The organism is Flavobacterium pectinovorum (assembly GCF_900142715.1).
GTDB classification, from domain to species: Bacteria; Bacteroidota; Bacteroidia; order Flavobacteriales; family Flavobacteriaceae; genus Flavobacterium; species Flavobacterium pectinovorum.
In genome coordinates, this window is record NZ_FRBX01000001.1 from 314,165 (window position 1) to 332,029 (window position 17,865).

17 protein-coding genes are annotated in these 17,865 nt (G+C 32.5%); 2 read left to right on the forward strand and 15 right to left on the reverse strand.

Going from position 1 to position 17,865, the window contains the following annotated elements; genetic code table 11:
* Positions 1–117 precede the first annotated feature (117 nt).
* The 15 genes from BUE22_RS01145 to BUE22_RS01215 form a co-directional block, all read right to left on the reverse strand.
* On the reverse strand, positions 118–1,005 hold the full coding sequence (locus BUE22_RS01145) for a L,D-transpeptidase (protein WP_073393115.1): 888 nt from the start codon (positions 1,003–1,005) through the stop codon (positions 118–120).
* Between the two features lie 139 nt (positions 1,006–1,144).
* A complete protein-coding gene (locus BUE22_RS24040; RefSeq protein WP_073393117.1) occupies positions 1,145–2,119 on the reverse strand; it encodes an acyltransferase family protein in 975 nt (324 codons plus the stop codon).
* Between the two features lie 44 nt (positions 2,120–2,163).
* The gene (locus BUE22_RS01155) at positions 2,164–2,745 is read right to left on the reverse strand and encodes an NUDIX domain-containing protein (protein WP_042566399.1); all 582 of its coding nucleotides are present in this window, start codon (positions 2,743–2,745) and stop codon (positions 2,164–2,166) included.
* Between the two features lie 54 nt (positions 2,746–2,799).
* Positions 2,800–4,071 (reverse strand): adenylosuccinate synthase, encoded by a 1,272-nt coding sequence (locus tag BUE22_RS01160; protein ID WP_042566398.1) that lies wholly within the window; start codon positions 4,069–4,071, stop codon positions 2,800–2,802.
* Positions 4,072–4,166: 95 nt separating this feature from the next.
* Positions 4,167–4,625: a Fur family transcriptional regulator gene (locus BUE22_RS01165; protein WP_029268726.1), complete on the reverse strand. Its 459-nt coding sequence runs from the start codon at positions 4,623–4,625 to the stop codon at positions 4,167–4,169.
* A gap of 184 nt (positions 4,626–4,809) precedes the next feature.
* On the reverse strand, positions 4,810–5,352 hold the full coding sequence (locus BUE22_RS23490) for a hypothetical protein (protein WP_084540223.1): 543 nt from the start codon (positions 5,350–5,352) through the stop codon (positions 4,810–4,812).
* A gap of 21 nt (positions 5,353–5,373) precedes the next feature.
* Positions 5,374–7,596, reverse strand: a complete 2,223-nt coding sequence (locus BUE22_RS01175) for a RelA/SpoT family protein (RefSeq protein ID WP_042566397.1) — start codon at positions 7,594–7,596, stop codon at positions 5,374–5,376.
* A 210-nt stretch (positions 7,597–7,806) separates the two neighbouring features.
* Positions 7,807–8,595 carry a TrmH family RNA methyltransferase gene (locus BUE22_RS01180; protein WP_073393118.1) on the reverse strand — a complete coding sequence of 263 codons (789 nt, stop codon included), beginning with the start codon at positions 8,593–8,595 and terminating at the stop codon, positions 7,807–7,809.
* A 175-nt stretch (positions 8,596–8,770) separates the two neighbouring features.
* Positions 8,771–9,856, reverse strand: coding sequence for an alkaline phosphatase family protein (locus BUE22_RS01185; protein ID WP_073393120.1), 1,086 nt, complete (start codon positions 9,854–9,856; stop codon positions 8,771–8,773).
* Positions 9,857–9,982: 126 nt separating this feature from the next.
* Positions 9,983–11,314 (reverse strand): DUF58 domain-containing protein, encoded by a 1,332-nt coding sequence (locus BUE22_RS01190; RefSeq protein ID WP_073393122.1) that lies wholly within the window; start codon positions 11,312–11,314, stop codon positions 9,983–9,985.
* Positions 11,315–11,338: 24 nt separating this feature from the next.
* Complete coding sequence (locus tag BUE22_RS01195; RefSeq protein WP_073393124.1) at positions 11,339–11,953, reverse strand: hypothetical protein; 615 nt, start codon at positions 11,951–11,953, stop codon at positions 11,339–11,341.
* A gap of 54 nt (positions 11,954–12,007) precedes the next feature.
* Complete coding sequence (locus BUE22_RS01200) at positions 12,008–13,021, reverse strand: AAA family ATPase (RefSeq protein ID WP_042566444.1); 1,014 nt, start codon at positions 13,019–13,021, stop codon at positions 12,008–12,010.
* A gap of 107 nt (positions 13,022–13,128) precedes the next feature.
* Positions 13,129–14,337, reverse strand: coding sequence for a DUF4350 domain-containing protein (locus BUE22_RS01205; RefSeq protein WP_073393126.1), 1,209 nt, complete (start codon positions 14,335–14,337; stop codon positions 13,129–13,131).
* The gene (locus BUE22_RS01210; protein WP_073393128.1) at positions 14,330–15,103 is read right to left on the reverse strand and encodes a DUF4129 domain-containing protein; all 774 of its coding nucleotides are present in this window, start codon (positions 15,101–15,103) and stop codon (positions 14,330–14,332) included. Before BUE22_RS01210 ends, BUE22_RS01205 begins: the two co-directional genes overlap by 8 nt.
* Before the next feature lie 13 nt (positions 15,104–15,116).
* Positions 15,117–16,097 (reverse strand): stage II sporulation protein M, encoded by a 981-nt coding sequence (locus tag BUE22_RS01215; protein ID WP_042566390.1) that lies wholly within the window; start codon positions 16,095–16,097, stop codon positions 15,117–15,119.
* A gap of 20 nt (positions 16,098–16,117) precedes the next feature.
* Here BUE22_RS01215 and BUE22_RS01220 point away from each other — a divergent pair, with 20 nt between their 5' ends.
* Entirely contained in the window at positions 16,118–16,861 is a 744-nt protein-coding gene (locus tag BUE22_RS01220; protein WP_073393130.1) for an RDD family protein, read from the forward strand.
* 100 nt (positions 16,862–16,961) lie between these two features.
* Positions 16,962–17,810: a hypothetical protein gene (locus BUE22_RS01225; RefSeq protein ID WP_073393132.1), complete on the forward strand. Its 849-nt coding sequence runs from the start codon at positions 16,962–16,964 to the stop codon at positions 17,808–17,810.
* Positions 17,811–17,865: the final 55 nt, after the last annotated feature.

A 17,865-nucleotide genomic window follows, 5' to 3' on the forward strand; every position in this document is an offset into this window, starting at 1 on the left:
TCTTTTTAAATCTGCGTGAAACAAAAAACTTTGTAACTCATCTTTACTTCAAAATAAAAAAGCCAACACAATTTTTAAAATTGCATTAGCTTTTTTCTGCGTAGAAATATATAATTTTTAAGGTGAAACAGCTTCTTCTCCTGCTCTTACTTTTTGATTATCTAATATTTTTTGAATAAAAGGCTGTGTTTCTTTTTCAATATCAGATTCAGAAATATCCAATGCTTTCGGATCGTTAACTAATTCATACCAAGGTTTTGGACCGTCAAAATTATAGCTTCCAAAAACAATAACAGGAGTTCCTTTTACTTTTACGTTTTCTTTATCTTTCAAAATCCATTCATCTGCCCATTTATATAAATATTTTGCATCTTTTTCGAGCAATCGCAAACAAGAATGAGAGGCAGGATATCCCGGTAATTCATACTGATGAAAACCAACTCCGAGTTTATTTTCGATATTAAAATTCCATTTTAAATCCCATTCGTCGTTAAAAGTACTTGTTGTTTGTTCTGCTTTCCAATTGGTAAAAAATAATCCGGTTGGTGTTGGATCTTTTTTTCTTCCCATATTCGTTGGACCGGTATAAACTAATTCTCCATTTTCGTAAGCAGCAAATGTTTGCGTTGGATAAGAAAAAATCAACACTTTTTCAACCTCTTCTAAACTCGAAACGTGAATAGGAAAAGGAAGATAATACGGCAAATCGCCACTAAAATCTGATGGAATCACAACAGAGTCCATTTTAGCAAAATTGGCTTTGTCAGTTCTGTTTATGGCGTATGCAATATCTAATTTAGTCGAATCACTTTTATTGGTTTCAAGCCATTCTTTTGTTTTTTCAAAATGAAAACTAACAGATGACGCAGGTTTTTTATATTCAATTTTTTTATGTGGTTTTGCTTCTTCCTCAGTTGTTCTTGTAGTTTTGCTTTCCTTACAAGAAACTATTAAGGTTAAAATTAATAGAAGCAAAATATTTGATGTGTAATATAACTTTCTCATAATTGGGATTTTTTAGTAGAGTAAAGTTATTTTTTTTACAGCTTAAACGAATTACAGAATTTTTGGAATTGTTTATTTTATTAACATTTTATTTTTTATAGATCTGAAGTGCATATAATTTTAAAAATCATTAAACACATTACATTCCGAATATATACTTTTTAAAAAAATTAACCTTAACTAATATTTTATATAAAATTATAAATAGAACTTCAAGAATAATAGTTATGAGATAAAATTTAATTAAAGATTGCGTTCCTACTAAATACTTGGAAATTAAGATTGGTAAAACATGCCATAGATAGATACCCAAAGAGTTTATTCCTAACCATTGAATCGATTTAGATTCAAATAAGGAATCTGTCAGGGCTAGTTTTAAGCAAAGATTCAAAATTGAAAGATTTAATAGAAAGAAATTTAGAATTGATAATATCACACTATCATAAAAAAATAAATAAACAACAAGGCCTAGAAAAATAAAAGGGGTTATAATTTCAATTAATCTTAATTTTTTTATAGTTTTATTTCTATAACTAATTCCAATAAGAAAAAATATATAAAAATAAGGTCTGAAGGTATATATGAGAATTGAAAATATTCTATTCAAAAAAGGGATTTGTGTATAGATTGAGGAATATTTATATAAAATAATGAAGGTTATCGATATCAAAAGGCCTAAAATCAATATAATATTATAATTTGTGAAAAGTTTTTTAAAAAGCCATGTTAGTAGTATCCAGCTTAAAAAACCAGGAATAAACCATAAATGATAGAAGGGATAAATGATAGAATTTTTAAATTTTGCAATAGAAAATAAATTCGTTCCTAAAATGCAAGATATTATATAGTAAGATATAAAAGCAATAATCCATGGTAGTATTATTCTTAAAAAGTATTTTTTGAAGAGATCGTACAGATTTAATTCTGAAATTGTATTAATATTTAGGAGGTATCCGGTTATCCCAATAAAAAGAGGCATATGAAAACTATAAATTAGAGTTCGCCAAATTGATTCACTTAATGCTCCCTGAATTACGTGCCCTATTATTACTAAAATAATTAATATACCTTTTAATAAATCAATATTTTTAATTCTTGTATTTTTTTCTCTCACTATAATGAGTTTTTATTGAGGTTAAGTTAAGTATGTAAGTATATTTAAATCAGTCCCTTTATTTTAGCATGCTGCAACAACATAATAGTCTTAGCATCAGTAATCTCGCCAGATTCAAACATTGCATAAGCTTCATCAAACGTATATTCCAGAACTTCGATATTTTCCTGTTCAGCATCTAATCCGCCGCCATCGTTTACTTTCATAGTTTCATCATATTCACCAACAAATAAATATAAAATTTCTGTTACAGATCCCGGAGACATATAAGTTTCAATAACTTTTTGAACTTTGTTTAAGCGATAACCCGTTTCTTCTTCCGTTTCACGAATAACTGCTTCCTCAGCGTTGTCCTGATCTAAAAGTCCGGCGCAAACTTCGATCATCATTCCGGTTTTATTTCCGTTAAGATAAGTTGGCAAACGAAATTGTCTCGTTAGAATTACGGTTTTTTTCTCGGTATTATATAATAAAATAGCGGCGCCATTTCCTCGATCATAAACTTCACGAATATGCGATTCTACATTGCCATCTTTCTTTTGGTAATCAAAAGTTACTTTGTTTAATACATACCAATTGTCTGATAATAACTTAGTTTCAGTAATTTTAATTTCTGGATTTTTCATGTGTGAAATGTTTTGTATAAAAAAACGCTCTGGTTATCAGAGCGTTTAGATGTATTATTTTGTTATTGTTTGCTTTCTGTCTGGTCCAACAGATACAATCTTGATTGGTACACCAACTTCTGCTTCAATAAACTCGATATATTCTTTTAGCTCGATTGGTAATTGATCATAAGTAGTCAATCCTGTTAAATCAGCTTGCCATCCTTTAAACTCTTTATAAATCGGAGTAACATTTTCAGGCTCGATGTTGTAAGGGAAGTGAGAAATGATTTGTCCTTTATAGTTGTATTCAGTACAAACTTTTAAAGTTTCCAAACCAGAAAGTACATCACCTTTCATCATCATCAATTGCGTAACTCCATTTACTTGTACAGCATATTTTAAAGCCACTAGGTCTAACCATCCGCAACGTCTTTGTCTTCCTGTAACAGATCCAAATTCGTTACCAACTCTTGCCATTGTTGCACCAACCTCGTCAAAAAGTTCAGTAGGGAATGGTCCGCTACCAACACGTGTTACGTAAGCTTTAAAAATTCCGTAAACTTCTTTAATTTTGTTAGGAGCAATTCCTAAACCAGTACAAGCTCCTGCAGCAGTAGTATTTGATGAAGTTACAAAAGGATAAGTTCCAAAGTCAACATCTAATAAAGACCCCTGAGCTCCTTCGCATAAAATAGATTTACCCGCTTTTTGAGCCTGGTACATATATTCTTCACTGTCAATAAAATCTAATTTTTTTAATTCTTCAATAGCTTCAAAAAACTCTTTTTCAAGTTCAGCTAAGTTATATTGAATCGCTACATCGTAAAAAGCAATCATTGCCTCATGTTTATCAGCTAATGCTCTGTAACGTTCTTTGAAATCTTCTAATTCAATATCTCCAACACGCAAACCGTTTCTACCGGTTTTGTCCATATAAGTTGGGCCAATTCCTTTTAATGTAGAACCAATTTTTGCTTTTCCTTTTGATGCCTCAGATGCTGCATCTAATAAACGGTGCGTTGGTAAAATTAAATGTGCTTTTCTTGAAATGATCAATTTGTTTTTGATGTCAAGGTTAAATTTCTCTAAACCTTCAATTTCTTTTTGAAAAACTACAGGATCAATTACAACCCCGTTTCCGATGATATTTACTGAATTTTTATGAAAAATTCCAGAAGGAATGGTTCTTAAAACGTGCTTAATTCCGTCAAATTCTAATGTATGTCCTGCGTTTGGTCCTCCTTGAAAACGTGCAATAATATCATAATTTGAGGTAAGAACGTCAACAATTTTTCCTTTACCTTCATCTCCCCATTGTAATCCTAGTAATAAATCTACGGTCATTCTGTTTTAATTTGCGTTGAGGCAATCTAAGTCGCCCTACTGATTAATGTAGTTAATTTTCTTTTTTTTTATTTTTTGAATAATTCCTTTCCGGATTATTGTTTTTGTTTTTTGTTTCCGTAGAAATAAAGTGAATGATTCGTGATTTCGATATCAAATATTTCTTCGATTGTTTTTTTGATGGTTTGAATTCTTGGATCACAAAATTCAATTACTTCGCCAGAATCAGTCATGATAATATGATCGTGCTGTTTGTCGAAATATGATTTTTCGTAGTAAGCCTGATTTTGTCCAAATTGATGTTTTCTAACCAATGCGCAGTCTAACAATAACTCAATCGTGTTGTATAAAGTTGCTCTACTCACACGATAGTTTTTGTTTTTCATTTTGATATAAAGGTTTTCTATATCAAAATGCTCTTCGCTATCGTAAATTTCCTGAAGTATAGCATAGCGCTCAGGAGTTTTGCGATGCCCTTTTTGTTCAAGATACATTGTAAAAACGTTTTTTACAATTTCTTGATTTCTAGTGTTGTCAGTTGAAATGAGTGTCATATCCGGCAAAGATAATTTTTTATTTTTAATGAATAAAAGTTTCGGGTTTAAAGTTTAACGTTCAAATCTATATTCGATTATGAATATCACATTAAATACAAGGTTTTACAACGATAAATTTTAGAAAGTTCACAAGAACTTAATTAACATAATTATTTTTATTTATGATAAAACTAACAAATTTTTAGTTGGTTTTGGACATATACATGAACCAGTTCCATTCCCAGTTTTTTCCTTTGTCATCAGACATTGCCTGACTCCAAACCGGATTGTTTTCATCTCGTGCATCCCATCGAAATACCTGGATTACATTTTTTCCTTCAAATACATCTTTCGAAAAAAAATGCCCAACTTTATTTTCAAAAGAACCTACAACCGGTTTATCTAAAGTTCCCGAAGTCGAATCTGCCCAATAAATGCTCCACAATTTTGTTTTTGGATTAAAAAGACGAACTGTCATTCCTTCAAAAGGTTCTCCGTCAAAAGTGGCCAGGAAATTATCAATATTCCCAATTCCGTTTAAAATCTTGTACATTTCCTGAGTTGAAGGAAATTCAATCCATTCGTTAGAATTCGCAAATCTCTTTTTTAATTTTTTGTTTCTAATAACAGATTTTCCCTGAAAAAAATCAAAATCATCTTTGGATGAAGATTCAGAAGCGATAATTATAAGTTCGCCATTTTCATCAAAATGTATTGCGGGAATTTCTAGAGAATCTGTTTTCATAATCATTTTTAAAGAATAAATCTATGTTCTGTATTCGCGAGTGACTTTGTCAACACCATCTACTTTTTTAATTGCGTTGATCATTTTTTTCAAAATGGTATTATTTTTCACAATAACCGCAATCTGACCGTGAAAAATTCCCGCATCAGTACTCAGCGAAATACTCTGAATATTTACGCTCATATTGTTCGAAATTACTTTTGTTAACTGATTTGTAAGTCCTAAAACATCCATTCCTGTAATGTTGATAATGGCTTTGAATTCTTCCTGAGAAGAGTCAATCCATTTGGCACTCATAATACGATATGCATAATTAGATTGCATTCCAATAGCATTCGGACAATCTTTTTTATGCACTTTGATTCCTTCATTAATGGTTACAAATCCAAAAACATCGTCACCCGGAATTGGGTTACAGCATTGCGAAAGTTTGTAATCAAGTTTGTCATGTTCGGTTCCAAAAACCAGCATGTCATAATTACTGCTAATGACCGGTTTATGAATGTCTTCGGCGGCAGTTGTATCTTTATTTCGCTTAATTTTATTTTTAAAGAAATTGATAATCGTATTGCCTTTTTGCGCAGCATAATCTTTTAATTGCTGATTTTCGATAGCACCAATTCCAACTCTGTAAAATAAATCTAAACTTGTTTTTAGCTTGAAAAAGTTTACCAATTCATTGATAACCTGTTCGCTGATTGTTATTTTTAGATGTTTAAGTTTTCGCGTAAGTAGTTCTTTTCCTTCTTCGGCAATTTTTTTAGTATTCTCATTAAGAACATTTTTAATCTTATTTTTTGCTCTCGAAGTTGTAACATATTCCAACCAGTTTACAGTTGGTTTTTGGTTGGCCGAAGTAATCACTTCAACCTGATCACCACTTTTAAGTTCATGATTTAAGGGAACCAATCTTCCGTTTACACGCGTTCCTCTGGTTTTAATTCCAATTTCAGAGTGAATGCTAAAAGCAAAATCCAGCGAAGTTGCCCCTTTTGGCAACGATTTAATTTCTCCTTTTGGAGTAAAAACAAAGATTTCTTTTGAATATAAATTCATTTTAAAATCTTCAACAAAATCTACCGCATTCGTTTCCTGATTTTCAAGAGCCTCGCGAAGTAAATTCAGCCAGACATCTAAACCACTTTCTTCGGTTGCTCCGTTTTTGTATTTATAATGAGCAGCGTAACCTTTTTCGGCAATTTCATCCATACGCTCACTTCGAACCTGAACTTCGACCCAGCGACCTTTTGGTCCCATAACGGTAATGTGCAAAGCTTCGTAACCGGTTGATTTTGGAGATGAAATCCAGTCGCGTAAACGACTCGGACTCGGTCTGTAATGATCTGTTACGATCGAATAAATTTTCCAGGCCACAAATTTTTCGTCATGCGGATCTGCTTTATAGACAATTCTAAGGGCAAATTTGTCATACACTTCATCAAAACTTACATTTTGAGCGCGCATTTTTCTACGAATAGAATAAATAGATTTCGGACGGCCTTTTATGATATAATCAATCTCTTCCTTATCCAAAGATTTTTTCAAAACATCAGAAATATCCTTGATATAAGCATCCTGTTCTTCTTTTGTTTCCCTGATTTTGCTTACGATGTCATCATAAACAGCAGGTTCAGTGTATTTTAAGCCAAGATCTTCCAGCTTGGTTTTAATATTGTAAAGTCCCAAACGATGGGCGAGAGGGGCATAAATATATAAAGTTTCAGAAGCTATTTTGGTTTGTTTGTATTCCGCCATCGAATCCATGGTTTGCATATTATGCAAACGGTCGGCCAATTTGATTAGGATAACACGGACATCGTCGTTCAAAGTCAGAATCATTTTCCTGAAATTTTCGGCCTGCATCGACGCATTCAAATCCTTTTGAACCATCGAAATTTTAGTCAGGCCTTCAACCAATTGCGCCACTTTTGGGTTGAATAAACGTTCAATATCTTCAACCGTCATGGGTGTATCTTCAACAACATCGTGCAATAAAGCCGCAGCAATAGAGGTCGCTCCCAGACCAATTTCTGAGGCAACAATTTTTGCAACTGCAATAGGATGAAAGATATAGGCTTCTCCAGATTTACGTCGCTGCTCTTTATGCGCATCAACTGCAACATCAAAAGCTTTTCGAATAAGTTTTTTATCAGTTGGGCTTAAAGTTTGGTAGCTAATTCGGAGTAATTCTTTGTATTCCTGCGCAATTGCTTTGTTTTCTTTTTCAATATCTATTTCTATCATAACGGCATAGTTCAAGTACTAAAAATAAGAATAAGTTCCAACATACACAAGGGAATGGAGTGTAGATTTATGATATTGGATTTTAGATTTTTCTAACTGAATTTGATATAAGAATATTGATCAAAGGCGAGATTTTTTTGTTTTCAAAAGGACTTCGACTACGCTCAGTCTGACATAGAGAAGAAGATTTTAAATTTTAAAATCTAAAATCTAAAACCCTCTCTGACGTTTCGCTTCAAAAATTAAAATCGCAGCAGCAACAGAAACATTCATGCTGTCGATTTCTCCCTGCATCGGGATAATGATGTTTTGTGTAGCGGCATCACGCCATTCCTGCGTTAATCCGGTTGCTTCGGTACCTACAACTAAAGCGGTTGGAGTTGTGAAATTTTGAGTGTGATATGAAGTTGAGTTCTGTAAAGTAGCACAATAAAAATCAATCTTTTTTTCTTTTAAAAAAGCAATAATTTCGGCTGTAGTTCCCGTTGCAATTTGATTGGTAAACAAACAGCCAACGCTTGAACGGACAATATTCGGATTGTATAAATCGCTTTTTGGGTTTGCAATTAAAACAGCATCCAGATTTGCAGCATCTGCAGTACGTAAAAGTGCGCCGATATTTCCAGGTTTTTCCGGTGCTTCAGCTACTAAAATTAATGGATTTGCTGATAATTTTAAATCCGATAATTGCATTGATTTGGTTTTGGCGATTGCCAAAACACCTTCGGTAGTATCACGGTAAGCCAGTTTTTGATAGACTTCTTTATTGATTTCTATCATTTGAATTGGCGAATTTACCAATTTATTGATTTCATTTTCAGAAACCAATTCCGGTAAAAATAAAACCGTTTCTATTTCGTAACCGCCTTTTATAGCCAATGAAATTTCACGTAATCCTTCAATCAAAAAAGTTCCGGTTTGTTTACGGGCTTTTGCTTTTTCCTGCAGTAAAACAAGTGATTTTATAAACGGATTTTGAATTGAAGTGATTTGTTTCATTTTTTTAGAGGCTCAAAGTTGCAAAGGCTCAAAGGTACAGAGGTTTTTTTCTTCTTGCAAGGTTTTCGTAACCTTGTAGGTTTTTAATAGGATGGAGGAAAAAAACAGCCACGAATTCACGAATTTTTATTAAAAAAAAAACAAATATAATTCGTGAATTCGTGGCAAAAAAAACTTATTTCTCGAAGACTTCTTTAACTTCATTAGCAACAGGATGTTCCGCCGTAAAAGTATAGCCCATAATTTTTGCAATCGTCTGCGCAAATTGTTTTTGGTACAATTGAGAATCTGTTTTGATTTCGCCTTTTGGAGCAATTTCAGGACCAATTGCAGCAAACCAAATTTGGGATGCGCCCGCAATTTTATCACCGTGACTTGTCCATTCAGATTTTACTTTGTCGCCACGACCGTGATCTACAGTGATTAGTAAAGTCGTTTTGTTTTTATATTGCGGATCGTTTTGTACAAAAGTCCAGATTTCCTTAATCCATTTATCCACTTGGTTTGCAGCATCGAGATACGATCTGTAATGTCCGTGATGCGCCCATTCATCGGTTTCACCATAGGAAATATAAAGCACTTTTGGTTTGTTGGTTTTAAGTTCGTTCAGCGCTTCATAATGTGTAAAAACATCCAGACATTCATCTTCATGAAAAGGCTTAAACGAATTGTCGCGCATTTCATTCAGTAATTTTTGAATTTCAGTTGGCTTATTTCCACCCACTTTATCAAACGCAGAAATTACAGGAAAACCACTTCTTTTTTCGTTTAAAATTCGATCAAAAGCATCCCAGGCTCCAAAAGCTGCAACCTTACCTTTAATTTTAGATTGCTGGTTTAAGAACTCCAAAACATTCACATTCGGATTTGGTTTGTAATCGTTGGAATTGACTGCAATATCTACATTTCCCGTAAATATTTCGCTATATCCCGGATAACTAAACCAATATGGATTTGAAACATCAACTTTATTCCCTAAATCGCGATTGCCATAAATTTGTCCTTTCGCAGCAATTTCAGACCATAAAAAAGGCATTAGTTTTTGGCGGCGTTCTTTAAAATCTGTACTTCCGTATTTTTTATAAATGTAAGTACTGTCGTCCTGATTGAATTTTTTATCATTGGCAATTTGGGAATCCATTCCTTTGAAAACTTCCTGCCATCTAAAACCGTCTGTGGTAATGATTATGATGTTTTCTGTTTTTTGTGCGGAAGCCAAAAAGTTTATCAGAACGAATAAAAATAGAAGTGCTTTTTTCATCTTTTAGAGTTATAAAATTTCGTAGAAACAAAGGTTCAAAGATTTTTGAACATTCTTACATTTAACTCATGAAATTGATGTGTTGATAATACTCATTTTACATTTTCACAACATACATTTCACATCTTACAAAATTCCTCTCGCTTTAATCTCCAAATATTTATTAATAGCATCCAAAGTCAGATTTTCAGGCTGCGTTAAAACAGAGTGAATTCCGTATTTCTTCAATTCGTTGGCGATTAATCGCTTTTCAAACATAAATTTTTCAGCGATTACTTTGTCGTAAACTTCCTGAATCGTATCAGTTTTTTTATTGATGATTTCGTTTAGTTCCGTATTGCTAAAGAAAACAACAACCAATAAATGACTTTTTGCAATTCCTTTTAAGTAAGGCATTTGGCGATTTAAACCATCCATTGTTTCAAAATTGGTATACAGAATAATCAAACTTCTTTGGTTGATATTCTTTTTGATATCAACATACAAACGGCTGTAATCACTTTCAAAAAAGTCTGTTTTGATGTTGTATAAAGTTTCGAGGATTTTTTGCATTTGCGAACCTCTTTTTTCGGCAAAAACTCTGTTTTCGACTTTTTTCGAGAAAGCAAAAATTCCGGCTTTGTCTTGTTTTTTCAGAATCACATTGGCCAGAACCAACGTCGAGTTTATCGCATAATCAAGCAAACTCAAACCATTAAAAGGCATTTGCATCACGCGGCCTTTGTCAATTGCCAAATAAACCGATTGTGATTTTTCGTCCTGAAACTGGTTCACCATCAAGGCATTTTTCTTCGCTGTGGCTTTCCAGTTTAAAGTTCGAAGATCATCGCCCTGAACATATTCTTTAATTTGTTCAAATTCCATTGTGTGACCAATTCGGCGAATTTTCTTGATTCCGTATTGGTATAAATTATTCGAAAAAGCCAGTAAATCGTATTTTCTTAACTGAATATAAGAAGGATACGTTGGCACCATTTTATCTTTATCAAAAGTAAATCGTCTTGAAATTAATCTTAAAGGCGAAGAAACATAGATATTTAAATTTCCAAAGTAATATTCTCCGCGTTCTGTTGGGCGCAAATCGTATCCAATTTTATCCTGACCGGAAGCTTTTATATTCCTAATTATTTTGAAATCGCGTACCTGAAACTGAAACGGAATTTCGTCAATAATTTTAATCGAAATTGGAAATGTATAATGATTTTTGATCGAAATACTAACAGGATTTAAATCTCCATTCGAAAGTTTTTCAGGTGTTTCCCTTGAAGCTTCAATTCCGGTTTTGGCCAGATATAAAATTAAAAGATCAAGTGCCAGAAAAGTGATTAGTACCAAAATAATAAACCAGACTCCGTTGTATAAATTCGGAAAAATAAAAGCACAAACAAACAATCCTATAATGCCCAAAAGCACATAGAAAAAGAAGTTGTTGAGATATAGACTTTTTATGAATTTCAATTTAAAAGAATTTAAAATTTAATTTTATTCCTGTATTTTAGTGAAACTAGAATAACCGAAACCATCTAAAATAGCTATTTTCCAGATTCCATTTTCCTTAACTGCCGTTACTTTATATTTAGGAGTTTCTTTCCATTCTGTCCACGTCCAGAAAAAAGTAGCTTTATTATTTTCAATTTTGAGGTTGTTTACTTTCAGGGTTTTCCAAAACTTCTCTGGATTATCCTGACAATCACACCACGGATTACTGTCATTGCCATAGGGTGGAAGTTCACCCACAAAATACGTTGCTTTATTGGTTTTAAGATTATCACCAATTTTTAACCCAATTTTATTATAATTGTCGATAAACTGCTGCGCAAAAAAGTTCGATTTTTTAAGTTCTTCGACTATTTTGTTGTGTGTTTTTACATTTAAAGCAACATATTTATCGCCTTTTTTGTTGGCAACCACATCAAAATCATTTTGTGTTTTTTTAGTCTCAATCCATTCATAAGCTTTTCTTATTAAGGTTTCGATTTGTTGTTTATCACTTTCGAAATAGACAGACATATTTGTGTTTTCAGCAGCTTTGATAGGCTGAAATACGAAAAATAAAATTACAAATAAGGGTAAAAAAAACAGTTTATTTAATCTCATTTTTCAGATTTTAAGTTCTCCTGCAAGGTTTTGAAAACCTTGCAGGAATGAGAACTATCGTGGAATTTCTACAGTTTCAATAATTTGCTTGATAATTTCAGCACTTGTAATTCCTTCCATTTCACGCTCGGGAGCTACAATAACGCGGTGTTGTAAAACCGGAGTTGAAGCTTCTTTAATATCTTCGGGAGTTACAAAATCACGACCACGAATAGCGGCAAAACCTTTGGCAGCGTTTAAAATTGCGATCGATGCACGAGGCGAAGCTCCTAAATATAAAAAGGCATTTTCTCTGGTGTTTACCACAATTCTTGCAATATATTCCAACAGATTTTGTTCTACCCTGATTTGTTTGATTAAAGCCTGATATCCTTTTATTTCCTGTGCTGAAAGTATGGTTTTTATCGCCTCTAATTTTCCATGATCCTGCAATAAATGCTCTCTTTGAATGATCAGGATTTCTTCGTCCAGTTTTGGATAATCAATTGTAATTTTGAATAGAAAACGGTCTAATTGCGCTTCCGGCAAACGATATGTTCCTTCCTGCTCGATTGGGTTTTGTGTAGCAATTACCAAAAACGGAGTTTCCAACTGATACGCAGAACCGTCAATTGTAATCTGGCGTTCTTCCATTACTTCAAATAATGCGGCTTGGGTTTTGGCAGGCGCACGGTTGATCTCGTCAATTAAAATTAAATTAGAGAAAATTGGTCCTTGTTTGAATTCAAATTCTGAACTTTTTAAGTTGAAAATCGAAGTTCCTAAAATATCCGAAGGCATTAAATCCGGCGTAAACTGAATTCGGCTAAAACCGATATTAAGCGTTTTTGATAATAATTTTGCAGTAATCGTTTTGGCAACCCCCGGAACACCTTCAAGCAAAACGTGTCCGTTTGATAAAATGGCAACCAAAAGCTGGTCGATCATTTTGTGTTGACCCACAATAACAGTTTCAAGCTCTTTTTTGATGCTGTTAACATGCTCTAAAAGTGGAGCAAGGTTTATTCTTGTTTCAAAATTCACGTTTTCGTTTGTGATTTCTGTTTCTGGTGTATTAAAATCGTCCATGTTTTGGTCTTTTTCTTTTGGGTTTATTTTTTTTTGCCACAGATTAAATGATTTCACAGATTTTAAAATCATTTTAATCCTTAAATCTGTGGCAAAATATTTTTTATTTAATGTAAAACTTTCTCGATTGCATTATTAATTCTGATTAAATCTTCTTCGAGACTTCCGTGATAACTTTTTCGATGTTCGTTAATTAAAAATACCAATTCGCGAATATCATTTTCATCTTTTCCTGATTTATGATGCAATTTATTAATGAAATCGTCATCTAGTTTTGTTGTATCGATTAAATATTCATTTCGAATTCTTTCGAGGAAATAAATGATTTTTTTATCGATTATATTGTCGTGATCGCCTTCCTGATAATATAAATTCCCGATGGTTTTTGTAAAATCAAGTGTTAAATTAGGCAATGGTTTTACTATCGGAACAATTCTTTGTTTGCGTTTGGCATTAAAAATAATAAAAATCAAAATTCCGATTAAAAATAAATACCAGGCCCATTTTAATGCCGGCTGGCTCATAATATAACGCAAAGGCGAATCTGAAATCGATTCATTATTTTGCCCTTTTGTGTACCAGTAAACATTTCCTTTTGGAACATACGAAAGTACACTTTCTGCATACTTATAGTGGTCTTTTTTTAATAAATGATAATTAGTAAAAGCCACAGGTTTTGTGTGCAAGTAAAAATAACCATTGATATAAGGCACTTTTATAAAATCAATTTGCTTTTTATTTTTATTTCCCTGATATCCCAAAACGGTTGTCATCAGAGTATCAATTTTCGAAAAATAATAGTTTCCCATTTCTTCTTCTGTTATGGAATACTTTTTCGGATTTAGTTTTTTATTGGCCATCCAAACCGAATTCATTTTTTCGTTTGGATAACTGGTGTTTATTTCGATTTTTAAACTGTCTAATAATGATTTTGGGAAGTTTTTCATGCTCAAGAAAGCATTATTTCCGTGTGAAACAAAATAGAAAAGTTCTGTAATTGACTGATCGTCTATTTGACCGTATTCTGAAATATTAAAAAAGGTACCTTTTATTTTGTATTTTCCTGCAGTTGTATCAGGAACATATTTTGAATCTAAAAATTCATAAGGTGTTACGGCAGAAACTCTTTCAATCTTCTGATTTTTTAAAAGACCATTTATTTCTTTGTCAAAAACATACAATCCAAACGGAATTTTATCATTGACAGAATAGGTTGGTCGCCAATCGATTGGTTTTTGCTTATCATGATCTGCTATTAAAATGATGACGAAAACTAAAATCAAAATAGCAATATAAATTTTAATGGATTTACTCATTGCTAAATGTTTTTAAAGATTTCTTAAATCGGTTTTCGGCTTTTATAAAAGTGGTTTCATCGATTTCAAATTCGCCATACCAAATATGGTTGTATAAATAAGATAAATACATGAATTCTTCTCTGTGTGCGGGTTTTTGAAGCTCGTACAAATAATCAGAATTTGTTTTTTCAATATCCCATTCTATATAATGATTTTGCGCCATGACCTTTAAAAGCCAAAGATAATAATAGCGGACAGCGATTCTTTTTTCTCCGGCTGCAATACTTTCTTTAATTAATTTTTCGAAATCAAGAAGATGAATATTCTTTTCGATATCAGAATAATAGATTGTTTTTTTGTGTGCATTTTTTCCGAAAATCCATTGTCCTTCTTTGGCTATTATTGCTTTTACAATCAAATAGATTACAAAAATAATAACCAAAGCTGCGATTGTTTTTAATAAAATGGCAACAAAATTTAGTGATGCTTCGGGATTGCTAAAAGTGAACAATCTTCTAAAAATACTGGCGAGCCATTCTTTAAAATAATCCCAGGCGCCTTTTTCGGGTGCTTTATATTCGTAAACGAAATCAGCGTCCTTATATTTTTTTTTGAAATCTTGTTTGAAGTTTTTTGCCTCAATAGTATCTGAATCGACATGAATATCTTTTTCGGTATATTTTACAGATTCGACTTTTGGCGGATCAACCGTAGCCGAAGAATCCTGCGCCTGCGAAATGCTGCAATAAAATAGAAAAGATAAAACGAAGAAAAATTTGTTCATTACTGGTTCCTTATTAATTCAATTTGGCAGATAGCGGTTGTGTTTTTTTGTATACAATAAAAGGATAAACCAAATAATAAAATGAGATGATGCCAAGTGTAACCAGAATGATTAAACTGCTTAACCAATTGGGCATATCAATAGAATATCGGGTAATAAAACCTTCAAGAAATCCGGCACTAATCGTGAATGGAAATGTACTCAGGAATATTTTGAAACTGTTTTTGAAACCTATTTTAAATGAATTGATTCTCGAAAAAGTCTTTGGAAAAAGGATTGAAGCTCCTAAAATAAACCCGGCTGCTGTTTCGATAACGATGGCAAAAATCTCCATAGAACCGTGAATCCAGATTCCGCGAACGCTCTTCCAGAAAACATTCTGGTCGTAAAAAAAGTATTGAAAAGCACCCAGCATAATACAGTTTTGCAGGGAAATATAAAAAGTTCCCAGTCCGCCAAAAATGCCATAGATGTAGCATTTTGCACCCACATATAAGTTATTCATGGTAATGCCAACAAAACTTCCCCAATTGCTTCCGGAACCATAAACAGCCATTGGATTTCCTTTTTTGATGTTTTCCAAAGTCATATTTACATATCCATCGCCTAAAATTAAGCGAACGAAATTTTGATCGTATCGTGCTGAAATTACACCAATACCAACTGTTATAAAAAACAGAACAAAAGCATACATTAAATATCTTCTGTAATCGTAAACCAAAAGCGGAACTTCGGTTTTAAAAAACTCTACAAATCTGTTTTTTTCGGATCGTTTGGTTTTGTAAATCTTCTGGTAAATCTGCGAAGCAAGATGATTTAAGTAAATTACGGTTTTGCTTTTTGGATAATAAGTTTGGGCATACGATAAGTCATTCATCATTTGAATGTACAAATTAGCTAACTCATCAGGATTTTTTTTAGCTTTACCAAAAATAGCTAGCTCAAATTCCAGCCATTTTTCTTTATTTTGTTTTATGAAGGCGACTTCTCTCATTGTAGGCTAAAATATAAAATATGTCAGAATTATCAATAAATACAACACAAAATGTTAAAATAAATTTTAAAGCAGCATCAGCGGGCGAGCGAATAGGGTCTCATTTCATTGATTTTGGTATTAAAATAGCTTATGTAATCGTGATTTGGAGCATCGTTTTTTATTGGCTTCAATTAGACAGATTGTTGGATAGTTTAGATTCATGGTCCAGAATGACCATTCTTTTACTTTTATATTTTCCTGTTATCATTTATTCGATCACTTTAGAAAGCATTTTTGAAGGACAAACCATTGGTAAAAAAATAGTCAAGATAAAAGTCGTTAAAATTGATGGTTATCAGGCAGGTTTTGGTGATTATTTAATGCGCTGGTTTTTTAGGCTTATCGATCTTAGTCTGTTTTTTGGAATTATTGCCTTGGTAACAGTCATAATAAGTAAAAAAGGACAACGTTTAGGAGATATGGTTGCAGGTACGGCCGTTATTACTTTAAAAAATAAAATTAATATTAGTCATACCATTCTCGAAGAAATAGGTGAGGCTTATGTGCCAACGTATCCTTTGGTTATAAAATTGACTGATAATGATATGAGAATCATTAAAGAAACATTTTTAAAAGCAGATCTTAAAGATGATTATGAAACAATTGTTAAATTGGTTTCTAAAATTGAAAGTGTAACGGGAATTAAAAACCAATCAGGAAATTCGAAAGATTTTCTTCGTACAATTTTAAAAGATTATAATTTTTATACACAAAATATGTAATTAAGTAATTTAATTTAAATGATTTAAGTAGGAAGTTTTCTTAACTTTGTTTGTAAGTAAAACATTAATATTTTATTATTTGACTTAAATTAGAAATACTATGAAATTACAAAAAGCTTTGACAATTATAGTTCTGTTGCTTATTCCGTTTGTTAATTTTGCACAAGGAACAAAAAAACTGGATAAAATTATAAAAAGAGATTATCAGATAATAGAAGGCACAATTGCAAAAATATCCGATAAAACCGTAGAATATTCTTTACCGGGAGAAACAGTACAAATTTCGCTGGATGTTTCTCAAATTGCCAGAATTGAATTTGCCAGCGGTCGTTCTCAAACTTTTGATGTAACGCCTGAAAATACGACTCAAACATCTTCAAATCAAAATATCGCTGTTCAGGAAATTAAACCCAATACAATTGCAGTTTTACCAATTCCGTATATAAATTCAGATACCCAACAAAGCTCTGAAGATATGGCGAAATTTGCTCAAAATGATACGTACAATAAGTTATTAGACAAGTCAGCCAATATTTTTCCACTGACTGTTCAGGATTTAAGAACGACTAATAGTTTATTGCACAAAGCCGGAATTGACCATAATAATATTGATGAAACACCAATTGAAGATCTTCAAAAAATTCTGGGTGTCGACAATATAGTGGCGGCTAAAATCTCGTACACAATGTCATCTAGCTCAACAGCTTCGACTTACGGAAGCGGAAGTACAACGGTGAGCAACAATGATAAAAAAGTCAAGTCTACAGATTATTCGACTACAACTGCCAATACACAAATGTATTATTACTACAACGTGTATTTTGATATGTATAAAAACGGCACGAAAATTTACTCACAAACGCGTCAGCCTTTCCTTAAACTGAAAGATAGCTGGATAGATTCAGTTTCTTATTTATTAAAAAGAAGTCCGATTTACGTGAAAAAATAAAATTTTGTAAGAAGAAAGAAGTAAGAAGAAAGTAAAGAAAACCTTTGTACCTTTG